The organism is Micromonospora sp. NPDC005203, assembly GCF_042872705.1.
Lineage (GTDB): Bacteria > Actinomycetota > Actinomycetes > Mycobacteriales > Micromonosporaceae > Micromonospora.
On record NZ_JBIAKV010000001.1, the window covers coordinates 379,047 to 392,764 of the forward strand.

The following is a 13,718-nucleotide window of genomic DNA, read 5'->3' on the forward strand; positions in this document are numbered from 1 at the left end:
TAGATTCGTACCGTGCTGGGCCTACCTGCTCACGTGACCGCCTGTCTCTTCGATCTGGACGGTGTGCTGACGCAGACCGCCCGCGTGCACAACGCCGCCTGGACGCAGACGTTCGACGAGTTTCTCCGGCAGCGCGCCACCGTCTCCGGCGAACCGTTCCAACCCTTCGATCCTGGGCCGGACTACAACCGCTACGTCGACGGCCGACCCCGCGCCGACGGCGTCCGGACGTTCCTCGCCTCCCGTGGCATCGTGCTTCCCGAGGGCAGTCCGGACGACCCACCGGACGCCGACACCGTCAACGGCGTGGGCAACCGCAAGAACGTGCTGTTGCTTCGGCACCTCCGCGACAGCGGCGTCGAGGTCTACCCGGGATCGGTGCGCTACCTGCAGGCGGCGGCCGCCGCCGGGCTGCGCCGGGCAGTGGTGACCGCGAGCGCCAACGGAGCCGAGGTGGTCGCCGCGGCAGGGCTGACGCCGCTGCTGGAGGCCCGGGTCGACGGGCTGGTGGCGCGGGCCGAGGGGCTGCGCGGAAAGCCGGAACCGGACACGTTCCTCGCCGGGGCCAGGCTGCTCGGCGTGGACCCGACACAGGCCGTCGTCTTCGAGGACGCGCTCTCCGGGGTGGCCGCCGGCCGAGCGGGCGGCTTCGGTTACGTGGTCGGCGTCGACCGGGTCGGGCAGGCCGACGAGTTGCTCGCGCACGGCGCGGACATCGTGGTGCGGGACCTGGCCGACCTGCTCGACGCCGCCGATCCGCCGGAGCCGGCGCGCACCGCTGCCCCGCACCAGCCGAGCGCCCGACGGGACCAGACGTGATCCGGGAGAGGGCCTATCCGGTCGAGCCGTGGCACGTCCGCGAGACCCGGCTCGACATGGACGTGCTGGCCCAGTCGGAGTCGGTCTTCGCGCTCTCCAACGGGCACGTCGGGCTGCGCGGCAACCTCGACGAGGGCGAGCCGCACGGCCTGCCCGGCACCTACCTCAACTCGTTCTACGAGTTGCGCCCGCTGCCGTACGCGGAGGCCGGCTACGGCTTCCCCGAGTCCGGGCAGACGATCGTCAACGTCACCAACGGCAAGCTGATGCGGCTGCTCGTCGACGACGAACCACTCGACGTGCGGTACGGGGAGCTGCTGGCCCACGAGCGGATCCTCGACATGCGGGCCGGCACCCTGCACCGGGAGTTGCACTGGCGCTCGCCCGCCGGCCGGGAGGTCAAGGTCCGCAGCACCCGCCTGGTCTCGTTCACCCAGCGCTCGGTCGCCGCGATCAGCTACGAGGTGGAGGCCGTCGACGGCCCGCTTCGGCTGATCGTGCAGTCCGAGCTGGTGGCCAACGAGTCGCTGCCCGCGCAGAGCAAGGACCCCCGGGTCGCCGCGGTGCTGGAGTCACCCCTACAGGCGGAGGAGGAGCTGACCACCCCGGACGGGGGGCAGCTGATCCACCGCACCAAGGTCTCCGGGCTGCGGGTCGCCGCCGCGATGGAGCACGAGGTGCACGGCCCGGACCACACCACCATCGAGTCCGAGGGCTACCAGGACTGGGTGCGCACCACTATCGCCTGCGTGCTCAAACCCGGCGAGAAGCTGCGGGTGATCAAATATCTGACGTACAGCTGGTCGAGTCGGCGGTCCCTGCCCGCGCTGCGCGACCAGGTCGGCGCGGCACTGGCCGGCGCCCGCCTCGACGGCTGGGACGGCCTGCACCGGGAGCAGCGCACCTACCTCGACGCGTTCTGGGACGCGTCCGACGTGCTGGTCGAGGGCGACCCGGAGGTGCAGCAGGCGGTCCGGTTCGGTCTCTTCCACGTGCTCCAGGCCGGCGCGCGGGCCGAGCAGCGGCCGATCTCGGCGAAGGGGCTTACCGGTCCCGGTTACGACGGACACGCCTTCTGGGACACCGAGATGTTCGTGCTTCCGGTGCTCACGTACACCCAGCCGAGCGCGGTGCGCAGCGCGTTGCAGTGGCGGCACAGCACGCTGGACTCGGCGCGGGAGCGTGCCGAGACGCTCAACCTCAGGGGTGCCGCGTTCCCCTGGCGGACCATCGAGGGGCCGGAGTCCTCCGGCTACTGGCCGGCCGGCACGGCGGCCTTCCACATCGCCGCCGACATCGCCGACGCCGCGCGCCGCTACGTGATGGTCACCGGAGACACCCAGTTCGAGCGGGACATCGGGCTGGAGCTGCTGGTGGAGACCGCCCGGCTGTGGCGTTCGATCGGCCACCACGACCGGCACGGCCAGTTCCACATCGACGGTGTCACCGGCCCGGACGAGTACACCGCCGTGAAGAACGACAACATCTACACCAATCTGATGGCACAGCGGAACCTGCTCGCGGCCGCCGACGTGGTGATGCGCTACCGGGACGAGGCGTTCCACCTCGGGGTCACCGACGAGGAGGCGGCGAGCTGGCGGGATGCCGCCACCTCCATGCACGTCCCGTACGACGAGGAACTCGACGTGCACCAGCAGGTGGAGGGCTTCACCCGGCTACAGGAGTGGGACTTCCCGCACACCCCGGCGGAGAAGTATCCGCTGCTGCTGCACTACCCGTACTTCGAGCTGTACCGCAAGCAGGTGGTCAAGCAGGCCGACCTCGTCCTCGCCATGCACTGGCGAGGGGACGCGTTCACCCCCGAGCAGAAGGTCCGCAACTTCCTCTACTACGAGCGCCGCACCGTACGCGACTCGTCGCTGTCGGCCTGTACGCAGGCGGTGCTCGCCGCCGAGGTGGGCCACCCGGAACTCGCGCACAGCTACCTGCGTGAGGCCGCCCTCATGGACCTGCACGACCTCAACGAGAACACCCGTGACGGCGTGCACATGGCGTCGTTGGCCGGTGCCTGGCTCGCCCTGGTCAGTGGACTCGGCGGGCTCCGGGACCACGACGGCGAGTTGTCCTTCGCGCCTCGGCTCTCCAGCCGACTCAGCCGACTGGAGTTCTCCCTGCAGTGGCGGGGGCTGTCGCTGCGGGTGGATGTCCGCCCGCACCAGACGACGTACTCGCTGCGTCACGGCGGTCCGGACGACGTGGTGGAGCTGCGCCACCACGACCAGGTGCTGCGGGTGACCTGCGACGAACCGGTGACGGTGCCGGTGCCGCAGGCCGAGCCGGCCGGTCCGCCGCCGGAGCAGCCACCGGGCAGGTCACCGCTGCTGCGGCTGCCCGAGCGCGCGAACGCGCAGTGACGGTCGGGGCGGGAGTGCTCCCGCCCCGACCGCCGCGACCACGTCACGTCAGACAGGTTCGCCGGTCGACGGCCGCCCGATCGCGTCTCGGGGCGCCGCGGCCTTCGGATCGTCGGGCAGGCGGGCCGAGGCGGCCTGGTCGCCGAAGTCCGGGTCGCGCTCGGCGTCCTGTTCACGCCGGGCCTGCTCGGTCGTCTGCTGCTGTTGCTGGGAAATCTGCTGCTTGGCCATGGCGATCCTCGCGATCCGTCGGGGCGCGGTTGCGCCGACACGGTCTGCGGTCGTTCGTCGCCTACCCGATGGTCCGTCTGGCAAACGAGGCCGACGGCGAGGGCTCGCTCGGGCGCGTGCGCTGCGGTGGGTGGGGTATCCGGGGCGGCAGACGAGCGCTCCGGAGGTGTGCATGGACGAGCAGCGCGGCACGGTGACCATCCCGGTCGGGGACGTTCAGCTTCCCGCCGACCTGATGCTGCCCGCCCAGCCGGCCGGCGTGGTGCTCTTCGCGCACGGCAGCGGCAGCTCCCGGCACAGCCCGCGCAACGTGGCGGTGGCCCGTACGCTGCACGACCGCGGGCTCGGGACAGTGCTGGTGGACCTGCTCAGCCCCGGCGAGGACGAGGTGGACGCCCGCACCGCCGAGCTGCGGTTCGACATCGGGCTGCTGGCCAGCCGGCTGGCCGGGATCATCGACTGGTTGGCGGTCGAGCGTCCCGCCGGTGACGTTCCGATCGGTTTGTTCGGGGCCAGCACGGGAGCCGCCGCCGCCCTGGTCGCGGCGGCGTCCCGCGCGGATCGGGTGGGCGCCGTGGTCAGCCGGGGCGGTCGGCCGGACCTGGCCGGTGCCGCGCTGGCCCAGGTGCGTACCCCGACGTTGCTGCTGGTGGGCGGTCTGGATGAGGAAGTGATCACGCTGAACGAGCGGGCGCTCGCGGAGTTGGGGGAGGTCGGTGAGCTGCGGGTGATCCCCGGTGCCACCCACCTCTTCGAGGAGCCCGGCACCCTGGAGCAGGTCGCCGAGCAGGCTGGCGCGTGGTTCACCACACGGCTGCGCTGACGATCACCCTCAGGACGTGAGGGCCGAGGCGGCCCGGCGCTGTTGGACGGTGTCGATGACGCGCCAGAGGACCGCGGTGATCGGGACACTGACGAACGCGCCAGCGATCCCCGCGATCAGCGTGCCGGCGGTCACCGCCACCAGGATCACCGCTGGGTGCAACCGGACCTGCCGCTTCATGACCAGCGGCTCCAGCAGGTTGCCCTCGATCTGCTGGACGGCGATCACGGCGGCCAGGGTGAGCAGGGCGGTGGTGGGGCCGTTCGCGGCCAGCGCCACCAGCACCGCCACCGCACCGGCAACCGTCGCTCCGATGATCGGCACGAAACCGCCGAGGAAGGTGATCAGCGCCAGCGGCAGGGCGAGCGGCACCCGCAGCACCACAAGCGCCAACCCGATGCCCAGCGCGTCGATGGCGGCGATCAACATCGTGCCCCGGCTGTACGCACCCAGGGTCTGCCACCCGGCCCGGCCGGCCTCGGCCATCACGGGCTGGGTCGCGCCGGACATCCGGGACACCAGCCAGTGCCACATCGACCGGCCATCCTTGAGCAGGAAGAAGAGCAGCACCAGGGCGAGCAGTGCGGAACCGAACACCTCGGTGGCCGTCCGGGCGCCCGCCACCGGGTCCGGCGAGCTGCCGCTGAGCCCCTGCCGGGCCTGGTCGACCAGCCGGTCCAGCTGTGCCTCGCTCACCGGCAACGTGGACGTCACGAAGTCCCGGCTGCGCTCGACGCCCTGTGTCAACTCCTGGCTGAGCTGGTCGAACTGACTGGCGGTCAGGTTCCACACCAACGCGCCGACGCCGACCAGGATGCCGAGCAGCAGCAGTACGGTGCACAGCGCGGCCAGTGCCGCCGGCAGACGCAGCCGACGCAGCAGGAGCAGCACCGGGTCGAGCAGTGCGGTGAGGAAGATGGTGGCGGCCAGCGCGATGGCCAGCGGCGCCAGCAGGACGGCAATCTTGCCCAGCAGGTAGAGCCCGGCGACGATCACCACCAGGCAGGCGCTCCACAGCACGGCCGTCCGGACCAGCCAGGGCAGCGCCGCCCACGCGTGGCGCCCTCCGGCGCCGTCCGTTGTCTCCCCGGTGCCCGCCCCGGAATCCTCTGTCGCCATGTCGGTCCTCCTCGATCTCGGCGAGTCGGTACCCGCCCGGGCGCACGCCGACACCCCGTCGCACCAACGCTGGATGATCGGCCGGCGTGGCGGGTTGCGTCAGGACGGTCCGGGCCAGGCCGCCAGGGAGCCGGTGCCCCCGGCGGGCGGGCCGCCGGACCGTACGTCGCGGATGCGCCAGAACGGTGCCTTGTCCAGCCGGGCCGCGGCCACCGCCGTCCCGGAGCCGGCGGCGACCCCGCGTACCGCGCCGGCGACGACCGTCCAGGTGGGACGTCTCTGCAGGTCCGCCGACAGCACCAGCACCCAGGCATTCCCACCGGCGTACGGGGCGAGACGGTCACCGCCGAGGGCGGCCTGGCCGCGGCCGGCGATCTGGTACGCCGACCCGCCGCCGACGTACTCGTTGGCCATGATCGCGTACGGCGTGCTGGTGTTGCCCCGGTTGCCGTCGGCGTTTGTGCTGGCTGACCCAGGGAACGAAGGGAGAAGGACGAATTCGAGGAGGATCGCCGTGGGTGACTTCATGGACAAGGCCAACGACTTCGCGGACAAGCACGACAAGCAGGTCGACCAGGGTGTGGAGAAGGCCGGTGACATGGCCGACAAGCGCACCGGCGGCAAGTACGACGACCAGATCGACAAGGGCGTCGACCAGGCCCAGGCACGTACCGGCGAGGGTGATCAGGTCCGCTGACGTAGCCGACATCTCCCGGGCCGCCGACACCTCGGCGACCCGGGAGTGTCCGTTCCGGACCGGGCGCGGTCAGCGCTGCTGCTTCTCGCGCAGCTCGCTCATCGAGGTCGGTCGGCCGCTCAGCGCGTCGCGCAACCGGTCGATCATCCCGGTGCCCGGGTTGAGCAGCTTGTTAGCCGGCGGGTGGTCCGGTGCGTCCGGATGTGGTCGGGTGGGCGCGACCTTCTTGAACGCCGTCACCTTGGCGGCCAGCTCGACGAGTTCCTCGCGGGCCGTGGCGGCACGCAGCCGGGGGAACAACTCGTTCTCCTCGTCCTGCACGTGGTGCCGGATGGTGCTCGTCAGGTGGGCGAGCAACTCGTCGAAGCGAGGGTCGGACGGGTCGAGCGACTCCAGGTCCTTCATGGTCCGCTCGGCGTCGGCGTGTTCGGTGATCTCGTGATCGGCGATCTCGTCGCCGTCGGGGAGTGTCTTGCGTGCCGTCGGGTAGACGTACGCCTCCTCGGCGACGGCATGTCGGACGAGCTCGGCGATCACCACGTCGACGAGTTGGCGGCGGTACTCGGGGGTGCCCTGCCGGGTTTCCAGCTCGACGAAGAGTGTCTCGACCTCACGGTGGTCGGCGACCAGGATGTCGACGACGTCCTGGTCGTCTTCGGTCGGTGGGTTGGTCATGTCACGGCCCCTTACCGGTTGCGGATCGGTGGGAGGTGTGTGGCCCTGGTACCCCCACGGGGCTGCGCAAACCTCCGGATGTCGATGGGCTGCACGGTGCCGGTGGTGTCGGTGGGGCGCGACCGGCACGATTGCGTGGCCGATGCCGGGGTAACCGCCGCCATGGCCGACGACCGCCCAGCCGACCGCGAGCAGTCGCGGCTCGACGACGCCGCCCAGCGGAGCGGTCGGGCGGTCCGACGGGTGCGACACCGCAGCGGGCAGGCGGGCCGGATCCGGGCCCGGCAGTGGGAGGTCACCCTGGTGATCTCACTCCAGGCCGGGTTGGCCGCCGCGATCGCCGCGCTGCTCGCCAAGAATCTGCTCGGCCCCGGATCGCACGTCTTCGCCCCCGCCGCCGCCGTCGGTACGATCGCCACCGCCATCGGGCAGCGGGCGAGGCGCACCTTCGCGCTGCTGGCCGGAGTGGCCCTCGGCATCGTCATCGGCGACACGTTGCGCTTCCTGCTCGGCTCTGGCCCGTGGCAGACCGGCGTGGTGGTCGCGCTGGCCATCGCCGCCGCGTTGCTGGTGGCCGGCAAGGGCGGCCCGCTCGTCGGTCAGGCCGGCGGTACGGCCGTGCTGATCGCCACGCTGGCCCCGATGGAACGAGGGCTGGAGGTGCCCCGGATCTTCGACGCGCTCGTCGGCGGGGTGGTGGGTCTGGTGGTGGTGGCGCTGCTGCTGCCGATCAACCCGATGCGAGTGCTGGACCGGGCCGCGGCGCCGATCTACGCGATCCTCTGCGCGCAACTCGGCGATCTGGCGACCGCGTTGCGGGCGCGCGACGGCGACGGGACGTTGCGCGTCCTGGAGCGGCTGCGTGGCACCGACGACGACCTGGGTCGGCTCCACGACGCCCTCAGCGGCGCGGAGGAGGTGGTGACGATCGCGCCGGCCCGCTGGCACCGCCGCGAGCAGTACCACAGGTACGCCCGCAGCGCGGATCACCTGGAGCGGCTGCTGCTGGACACCCGCGCACTGGCTCGCTGGGCGACGACCGCACTCCAGTACGACGAGCCGATCCCACCCGAGTTGCCGGACGCGATGAGCCGGTTGGGTCAGGCGGTGGTAGAGATGCGCAGGGAGTGCCGGGTGGGTGATGATCCCCGGCGCACCCGCCGGTTGGTCGAGGAGAGCGCCGAGTTGGCCGGGCGGGCCTCGGCGAGCGGGGTCAGATCGTTCGGTGAGTCGCTCGTCACCGGGTTGCGGACGTCGGCGAGCGACCTGCTCCGGGCCTCCGGTTGCGAAGCCGAAGACGCCAACCGGATCGTGCGCCGGGCGGCCGGCGTCGGCGTGGCCGAAGTCCACCCACCGGTCCGGCGACAACTGCGGCGGGTCCGTCCGACCCGGGCCGCCCGGGTTCGTCGTCGTGCGCACCTGGCCGCCCGGATGCGCGACGACAGCCGGGCCGGCCGCCCCGTGACGGAGCGACCGGCCCGGTGAGCCGTTCGGGTTGCTCAGGAGGAGTAGCCGCGCTCGGCGATCCAGTTGGCGACCTTCGGCAGGCTCATCCAGTACTCCCCGAGCGCCGGGTCGGCCGGGTCGGCGACCCGGATGCTGTCGCCACCGTCGCCGTAGCCGACGAGGGCCACGTAGTGGCCACCCTCGTACGAGTGCGGGTTGCCGTCGGTGTCCACCGTGGTGCCCTTGATGTTGGCCACCACCGGTCGGCCGGCGTCCACCGCTGCCCGCACGTTCCGGCGTAGCTGCTCGACCTGGTCCGGGCGGGCCACCGAGTCACGAATCTCCGTGGTCCGGTACTTACCGCCGGTCAGCTCGTTCAGCACCCGGGTGGTGTCCAGCGCCGACGGGGTGCCCGCCTCGGTGGTGCCGAGCAGCTTGGCCACCTCGTCCTGGGAGAGCGACTTGCCCTGGGCGGACAGCGCGATCCGGGTGGCGGCTGGGCCGCAGTAGAAGAAGTTCGGCTGCGCCTGGTAGTCCACGCTCAGGACCCGCTCGGCGGACCGGTCGCTCTGGCTCGACGAGGTCGGCGCGGCCGGAGCCGGTGCGGCCTGGGCGGCCATCGCCGGGCCGAGGGCACAGCCGCCGGCGACCAGCATGCCGACGACGGACAGGCCGCTCTTCTGGATGATCGGGTTCATGGTCGAGTCTCCGTTCGGGGGTTGGCGCCTCCAACTGGCGGAGGGCGCAGCACCGGGAATGGCGCTCGGCTCAGCACCGGGGCGACGACCAGCGGCGGTCTGAACCGCTGCCGTACCGGGGGCGTAACGACCCTGCTCCGGCGGGCATTCCGCCGGCCGCGGAGGTACGGGCGTCACGAGAGGTGCAACGGCCGCCGGTTGGGCGGGATTCCTGCGCACCGCGGGGGTCAGAGGCTACCGAGCAGCCCGGTGACGGTGATCTCGATGACGACGCGTTCCGGATTCGGACGGGGGGTGCGATACCGCTCGGCGTAGCGGCGCTCCGCCTCCGCCACGGCGGCCCGATCCGACCGCAGCACCGCGCGGCCCTCAATGGTCAGCCAGCGGCGGCCGTCCACGTGGCAGACCGCCACCGCCGCGCCCGCCGCACCGGCGGCGGCCACCTGACGGACCTTGCGGGAGCTGCCAGAGGTGATGACCCGGGCCAGCCCGGCCGCCGGATCGAGGGTCACCCCGACCGGTACGACGTGTGGGGTCCCGTCCGCACGAATGGTGGTCAGGGTCGCGAGGTGCCGTTCCGCGCAGAAGGCGACGACACGCTCGTCGTGGACGTCCAACCGATGATCGCCCGCCATGCCCGTCCCCTGTTCACTGAACCGACCCCGATCGTGGCACCTGACGGCGTGCCCGCTCCCGATCGGTCGACGAATCGGGCTGCCCGGGCAGTTGGTGGGCGGCCGCCCGGCGCTTGTGCACCAGCCGGGTGAGGTAGATCAGCGCGCCGGCCAGGACACCCATGTCGTCCAGGTAGATCGGGTCCGGAAGGACGTCGATCGGGAAGATCGTGTAGATCAGCGCGCCGTAGAAGGCGACCTTGCCGCCGGTGCCGAGCCCGGTCAACATCCGCCGCGTACGCACCACCCGCACCGCCAGCACCACGGCACCGACAAGTGTGGCGATGGCCAGGATGCCGGCGATCACCACGAGGACCCACGCCTCTCGGGACATGCCGTCACGCTAACCCACCGGGGGCCGCGCGGCTCAGAACGCGGGCACCGCCGCGCGGCCTCGAGCGGTCACCGTGTTTTCCCGGCTCTGCTCGACCGACGGCTTGACCACCTCGCTGAGCGGCAGCACCGACGCCGACTCCGCGACCCGGCGCCCGGTGGCCGCGTGGGCCTCCTCGCGCAGACTGCGGGCCGCCGCGACGGCCAACTCGGCCGCCCGCCAGGCAATCTGCTCCTGCTCGCGGGCCGCGGCGTGCCGGGCCGCCAGGTTGTCGCGAATCGCCCGCCGCAGCACCAGCTCCTGTGCGACCGGGTGCAGCCGCGGGTCCCAGCCGTCGCGGTGCGCGAAGACGTCGCTGAGCTGCTCCACCGACAAATCCCGCCGCCAGTACGCGTCCAGCGCGGCACGGTGCAGGTAGCGCTCGCGGTCCGCGTACTCGGCGGGGGTGCGGGCGGTCTGCGGCAGGGGCATGGCGGCTGCCGCGTCGAGTCGCCGGACAGCCGCCTCGGCCGCCTCGTACGTCTGCCAGGCTGCCTCGACCGCCTCCTGCGTGGCCACCCACTCCGTTCGGCGGCGCTGAGCGGTGGTGGTCGCCCGCGTCGCGGCCACGGCGACCTCCTGCGCGTAGCGGCTCTGCTCCCGCTCCTCCTGCGCCTGTTCGAGTTGGCTCGGCATGGCCGCGCGGCGGATCCGGGCGCCCGGATCGAGGCGGAGCCGGCCGGGCCGTACCAGCAGAGCGGAGACGGCGACGCCGACGAACCCGAGCAGGCTCAGCCAGATGACGGCGGCTCGGGACAGGTCGGGCAGAGCGGCGGAGAGGATGGTTTGCATGATCAGCACCTCGCGGTCGAAGGCGGGTATCGACGGGTGGCAGGAGGAGCCCGGCGGCAGCGGGCGGCCGGGCGACGGTCATCCCGTCGGGGGGCGACTCAGCTGCTGCGACGGACTACCCGGGGCCGGGCAGGGCCCCGGGGTCACCGGGCCAGGCTCAGCGGACGGGTGGACCGCGTCGCGTGGGGGTGCCCCGGCCGGGATCGATGGCCGGGGCCTGACCCCGGCTCTCCGCGATCGGCGAGGTCAGCGCGGTGGTGCCCGCCGGGTCAGCCGGCCGGGCGGCAGCGGGCTGGGCCGTCCGCTCGGTGGCCGGCGCGGCATCGGGACGGACACTCGCCACCCGGCTGCTCACGGCACTGGGCCGTAGCTGCGTCGAGGCGGGCGGTGGGGTCGCGGCGAGGGCGCCGCCCAGGCCGACCGCGAGCACCAGCGCGGTGATCGCCAGTCGGGTCAGCTCACGCAGTGACCGCAGCACAGCCCAACGGGCCGGGCGGACCAACACTGCGGACGACACCCGACCAACCTAACGCCTGCTCTGCCGTGGCGCAGCACGGCGACGGCCCGGGTCGACGTGACCGCCACCACCAGGTGCACTGTGGACGGTGGGTGTCCCACCTGGCGTCGCGTGGGTCAGACCTGGGGGTCGACCTCCGTGGTGGGCGTTTCGGCGAACAGCGCGAGCAGGTCGCCGACCTGGCGGTCGGCCTCGGCGGGGTGCCGGAACCGGCCGGCCGGGTTGAGGGTGTACTCGTTGCGCCGTCCGACGCGGGTGCGGTGCAGGTAGCCCTCCGCCTCCAGGTCGGCGACGATTGCCTGCGCGGCCCGTTCGGTCACCCCGACCTCGGCCGCCACGTCGCGTAGCCGGGCGGTGGGGTCGCGGGCGATGGCCAACAGCACGTGCCCGTGGTTGGTGAGGAACGTCCAGTTCCGCCCGCCGCCAGTGGCGCCCGTCGCCGTGCTCGCCATCGTGTGACCGCCTCTCCGGGCGTCCGCCCTGCCCCCGGGAGTCTCGCCCGTCGTGCGTTCGGTGCGTCACCCAGGGGTCGAACCGATGTCAACGTATGAAATCTAAATCACGCATACCTTGACGCATTTTACGGTGCGTGTGACGGTGGAGCCCGAGCCAGCGCCGCCGCCGGCCCGCTGATAAGCCCTCTGAGCAGGTCAGACGCATGAAGACGAGGTGCGGGGATGAGTCTTCCTGGAACTCCCGGCGGGCAGCCGGGTCCGCAGCGGATCGCCGAACGGGCGTCCGCACCCACCGAGCCGGCCCGGGCGTACGCCGAGCTGACCGCCGGGAACCGGCGCTTCGTCAGCGGCGACCCGCGCCACCCCAACCAGGACGCCGGGCGCCGGTCCGCCGTGGCCGACGGGCAGCATCCGTTCGCGGTGATCGTCGGCTGCTCCGACTCCCGCCTGGCCGCCGAGATCATCTTTGATCGAGGGCTGGGTGACCTGTTCGTGGTCCGCACGGCCGGGCACACGGCCGGTCCGGAGGTGCTCGGCAGCGTGGAGTACGCGGTGACCGTCCTCGGCACCCCGCTGGTGGTGGTGCTCGGCCACGACTCGTGCGGGGCGGTGCAGGCCGCGCGGGAGACCGTCGTGACCGGCAACCAGCCTCCCGGGCACCTGGGCGCGGTCGTCGATGCCGTGCTGCCCAGCCTGCGCCGGGCCGAGACCGAGGGCGTGGACGACATCGACGGTATCGTCGACATCCACATCGCGCAGACCGTCGAGACGCTGCTCGGCCAGTCGCCCGTGCTGGCGGCCGAGGTAACGCAGGGGCGGTGCGCGGTGGTGGGTTTGTCGTACCGGCTCGCCGCCGGGGTGGTGCGCCCGGTAGCCGCCGTGCCGGCCGGCTTCGCGACGCTCGGCGTGCCGACCGGGTCGGCCGACCGGTCGCTGCCGCCTGACACGTCGAGGGCCGCCCCGCTTCGTGCGGAGCGGCCCTCGACGGAGGATCCAGTGGGTCAGAGCAGCGACATGTGTACGTGGTCGGTGTGGTTCGACGGCCCGCTGTACGACTTCCAGCCGCTCGCCGGGAACCAGATCTGCCGGTTCCAGATCACGTAGTAGATGCCGAGCCGGTCCGCGTTGCGGATGAGGAACGCGGCGACGTTGTTGCCGTACGTCCGGGTGTCCTCGTTGTGCCAGGGTGCGAAGCCGCTCTTCTGTAGCGACCAGTCGCAGGCTTTGCCCTTGGGGTGCTCCCACGGCCCACCGGAGCGGTAGCAGCCGACGAACCGGTTGAAGCCGGCCGCCTTGACCTCCTTGTACGCGTGCAGGGTGCGGGGCGTGATGCAGCCGGACGTGGTCGGGTCGTTCTCACTGCACGACTGCGCCTTCCAGTCACCGTCGGCGGTGCGACCCGGGCCGATCTTGGCGACCTTCGAGGTGGCGTCCACCAGGCCACCGGTGAAGCCCTTGCCGCCGACCAGGGAGAGCGCCTTGTCGGCCTCGTTCTTCCGCTTGGCCATCACGGCGGTCTGCTTCTGCTGCTCGCGGACCTCGGTGTCGAGGAGCAGCTTGGCCTGCTCGGCACGGGCCTTCACCGCGTTGACCTCGGCGAGCTTGTTCTCGTTCACCATGTTGATCTCGTCGAGCATCGCGGCGCGCTGCACGAAGGTGTCCGGAGCGTTGCTTTCGAGCAGCATCGCGAGCGCGCCGATCCGACCGGTCCGATACGACTGGGCGGCGATCTGCCCGACCTGTGGCGCCAGCGCGTCCAGGTCGGCCTTGGCCCGGTCCACCTCCAGCGCCAACTCCAACTGCCGCTTCTTGGACTTGTCCAGTTTGGACTTGGCGGCGGAGTAGTCGCGGTTGGCCTGCTCGATGACGTCGTTGAGCAGCTTGGGCTCGCCGTCCTCCTCGTGCCCGGACGGCGTGGGGGTCGTCGGGGCGGCGTGGGCCGGGAGGGGGCCGGCGAGCACGGTCAGTGCGGCGATCACGGCCACCACGGGTGTCATCCAGCGGCGTAGGGGTGCCGTCACAAT

16 protein-coding genes and 1 pseudogene are annotated in these 13,718 nt (G+C 72.1%); 6 read left to right on the forward strand and 11 right to left on the reverse strand.

The window, feature by feature from the left end; genetic code table 11:
• Positions 1-12: 12 nt before the first annotated feature.
• Entirely contained in the window at positions 13-819 is an 807-nt protein-coding gene (locus tag ACFYPM_RS01850; protein WP_387190166.1) for a beta-phosphoglucomutase family hydrolase, read from the forward strand.
• Positions 816-3,194: a glycoside hydrolase family 65 protein gene (locus ACFYPM_RS01855; RefSeq protein WP_387190168.1), complete on the forward strand. Its 2,379-nt coding sequence runs from the start codon at positions 816-818 to the stop codon at positions 3,192-3,194. The genes ACFYPM_RS01850 and ACFYPM_RS01855 overlap by 4 nt, the downstream gene beginning before the upstream one ends.
• A gap of 48 nt (positions 3,195-3,242) precedes the next feature.
• Here ACFYPM_RS01855 and ACFYPM_RS01860 read toward each other — a convergent pair whose 3' ends face one another.
• Positions 3,243-3,425 carry a hypothetical protein gene (locus tag ACFYPM_RS01860; RefSeq protein ID WP_357251953.1) on the reverse strand — a complete coding sequence of 61 codons (183 nt, stop codon included), beginning with the start codon at positions 3,423-3,425 and terminating at the stop codon, positions 3,243-3,245.
• 172 nt (positions 3,426-3,597) lie between these two features.
• On the opposite strand from ACFYPM_RS01860, the gene ACFYPM_RS01865 reads away from it, so the two are divergent.
• Positions 3,598-4,248, forward strand: a complete 651-nt coding sequence (locus ACFYPM_RS01865; protein ID WP_387190170.1) for a dienelactone hydrolase family protein — start codon at positions 3,598-3,600, stop codon at positions 4,246-4,248.
• Between the two features lie 9 nt (positions 4,249-4,257).
• On the opposite strand, the gene ACFYPM_RS01870 is transcribed toward ACFYPM_RS01865, so the two are convergent.
• Both ACFYPM_RS01870 and ACFYPM_RS01875 read right to left on the reverse strand, forming a co-directional pair.
• Positions 4,258-5,367: an AI-2E family transporter gene (locus ACFYPM_RS01870; RefSeq protein WP_387190171.1), complete on the reverse strand. Its 1,110-nt coding sequence runs from the start codon at positions 5,365-5,367 to the stop codon at positions 4,258-4,260.
• Positions 5,368-5,466: 99 nt separating this feature from the next.
• Complete coding sequence (locus ACFYPM_RS01875; RefSeq protein ID WP_387190173.1) at positions 5,467-5,895, reverse strand: hypothetical protein; 429 nt, start codon at positions 5,893-5,895, stop codon at positions 5,467-5,469.
• Here ACFYPM_RS01875 and ACFYPM_RS01880 point away from each other — a divergent pair.
• Positions 5,894-6,064: an antitoxin gene (locus tag ACFYPM_RS01880; RefSeq protein ID WP_387191422.1), complete on the forward strand. Its 171-nt coding sequence runs from the start codon at positions 5,894-5,896 to the stop codon at positions 6,062-6,064. The two genes, ACFYPM_RS01875 and ACFYPM_RS01880, sit on opposite strands and share 2 nt — an antisense overlap.
• Positions 6,065-6,133: 69 nt before the next feature.
• Here the strand turns inward: ACFYPM_RS01880 and ACFYPM_RS01885 are convergent, their stop codons facing one another.
• Complete coding sequence (locus tag ACFYPM_RS01885) at positions 6,134-6,739, reverse strand: hemerythrin domain-containing protein (protein ID WP_387190175.1); 606 nt, start codon at positions 6,737-6,739, stop codon at positions 6,134-6,136.
• Positions 6,740-6,901: 162 nt separating this feature from the next.
• Between ACFYPM_RS01885 and ACFYPM_RS01890 the strand changes: the two genes are divergently transcribed.
• On the forward strand, positions 6,902-8,224 hold the full coding sequence (locus ACFYPM_RS01890; RefSeq protein ID WP_387190177.1) for an FUSC family protein: 1,323 nt from the start codon (positions 6,902-6,904) through the stop codon (positions 8,222-8,224).
• Between the two features lie 14 nt (positions 8,225-8,238).
• On the opposite strand, the gene ACFYPM_RS01895 is transcribed toward ACFYPM_RS01890, so the two are convergent.
• From ACFYPM_RS01895 to ACFYPM_RS01920, 6 genes are all read right to left on the reverse strand, one after another.
• Positions 8,239-8,883 carry a C39 family peptidase gene (locus ACFYPM_RS01895; RefSeq protein ID WP_387190178.1) on the reverse strand — a complete coding sequence of 215 codons (645 nt, stop codon included), beginning with the start codon at positions 8,881-8,883 and terminating at the stop codon, positions 8,239-8,241.
• A gap of 227 nt (positions 8,884-9,110) precedes the next feature.
• The gene (locus ACFYPM_RS01900) at positions 9,111-9,518 is read right to left on the reverse strand and encodes a pyridoxamine 5'-phosphate oxidase family protein (RefSeq protein WP_387190180.1); all 408 of its coding nucleotides are present in this window, start codon (positions 9,516-9,518) and stop codon (positions 9,111-9,113) included.
• A 13-nt stretch (positions 9,519-9,531) separates the two neighbouring features.
• On the reverse strand, positions 9,532-9,891 hold the full coding sequence (locus ACFYPM_RS01905; protein ID WP_387190183.1) for a hypothetical protein: 360 nt from the start codon (positions 9,889-9,891) through the stop codon (positions 9,532-9,534).
• A gap of 33 nt (positions 9,892-9,924) precedes the next feature.
• Positions 9,925-10,722, reverse strand: a complete 798-nt coding sequence (locus ACFYPM_RS01910; RefSeq protein WP_387190186.1) for a hypothetical protein — start codon at positions 10,720-10,722, stop codon at positions 9,925-9,927.
• 157 nt (positions 10,723-10,879) lie between these two features.
• Positions 10,880-11,239, reverse strand: coding sequence for a hypothetical protein (locus ACFYPM_RS01915; protein WP_387190189.1), 360 nt, complete (start codon positions 11,237-11,239; stop codon positions 10,880-10,882).
• A 116-nt stretch (positions 11,240-11,355) separates the two neighbouring features.
• Positions 11,356-11,691: a helix-turn-helix transcriptional regulator gene (locus ACFYPM_RS01920; protein WP_387190192.1), complete on the reverse strand. Its 336-nt coding sequence runs from the start codon at positions 11,689-11,691 to the stop codon at positions 11,356-11,358.
• A gap of 225 nt (positions 11,692-11,916) precedes the next feature.
• Between ACFYPM_RS01920 and ACFYPM_RS01925 the strand changes: the two are divergent.
• Positions 11,917-12,630, forward strand: a pseudogene (locus ACFYPM_RS01925) (carbonic anhydrase); the annotation flags it as partial.
• A 65-nt stretch (positions 12,631-12,695) separates the two neighbouring features.
• Here the strand turns inward: ACFYPM_RS01925 and ACFYPM_RS01930 are convergent.
• Positions 12,696-13,715, reverse strand: coding sequence for a coiled-coil domain-containing protein (locus ACFYPM_RS01930; RefSeq protein ID WP_387190194.1), 1,020 nt, complete (start codon positions 13,713-13,715; stop codon positions 12,696-12,698).
• Between the last annotated feature and the right edge of the window lie 3 nt (positions 13,716-13,718).

What these genes read in the sequence shown, in the direction of transcription:
- ACFYPM_RS01865 (WP_387190170.1), top strand. Translation starts at nt 3,598, where the DNA reads ATGGACGAGCAGCGCGGCACGGTGACCATCCCGGTCGGGGACGTTCAG.
- ACFYPM_RS01895 (WP_387190178.1), bottom strand. Translation starts at nt 8,883, where the DNA reads ATGAACCCGATCATCCAGAAGAGCGGCCTGTCCGTCGTCGGCATGCTG.
- ACFYPM_RS01860 (WP_357251953.1), bottom strand. Translation starts at nt 3,425, where the DNA reads ATGGCCAAGCAGCAGATTTCCCAGCAACAGCAGCAGACGACCGAGCAG.
- ACFYPM_RS01885 (WP_387190175.1), bottom strand. Translation starts at nt 6,739, where the DNA reads ATGACCAACCCACCGACCGAAGACGACCAGGACGTCGTCGACATCCTG.
- ACFYPM_RS01920 (WP_387190192.1), bottom strand. Translation starts at nt 11,691, where the DNA reads ATGGCGAGCACGGCGACGGGCGCCACTGGCGGCGGGCGGAACTGGACG.
- ACFYPM_RS01910 (WP_387190186.1), bottom strand. Translation starts at nt 10,722, where the DNA reads ATGCAAACCATCCTCTCCGCCGCTCTGCCCGACCTGTCCCGAGCCGCC.
- ACFYPM_RS01890 (WP_387190177.1), top strand. Translation starts at nt 6,902, where the DNA reads ATGGCCGACGACCGCCCAGCCGACCGCGAGCAGTCGCGGCTCGACGAC.
- ACFYPM_RS01880 (WP_387191422.1), top strand. Translation starts at nt 5,894, where the DNA reads ATGGACAAGGCCAACGACTTCGCGGACAAGCACGACAAGCAGGTCGAC.
- ACFYPM_RS01905 (WP_387190183.1), bottom strand. Translation starts at nt 9,891, where the DNA reads ATGTCCCGAGAGGCGTGGGTCCTCGTGGTGATCGCCGGCATCCTGGCC.
- ACFYPM_RS01870 (WP_387190171.1), bottom strand. Translation starts at nt 5,367, where the DNA reads ATGGCGACAGAGGATTCCGGGGCGGGCACCGGGGAGACAACGGACGGC.
- ACFYPM_RS01900 (WP_387190180.1), bottom strand. Translation starts at nt 9,518, where the DNA reads ATGGCGGGCGATCATCGGTTGGACGTCCACGACGAGCGTGTCGTCGCC.
- ACFYPM_RS01875 (WP_387190173.1), bottom strand. Translation starts at nt 5,895, where the DNA reads ATGAAGTCACCCACGGCGATCCTCCTCGAATTCGTCCTTCTCCCTTCG.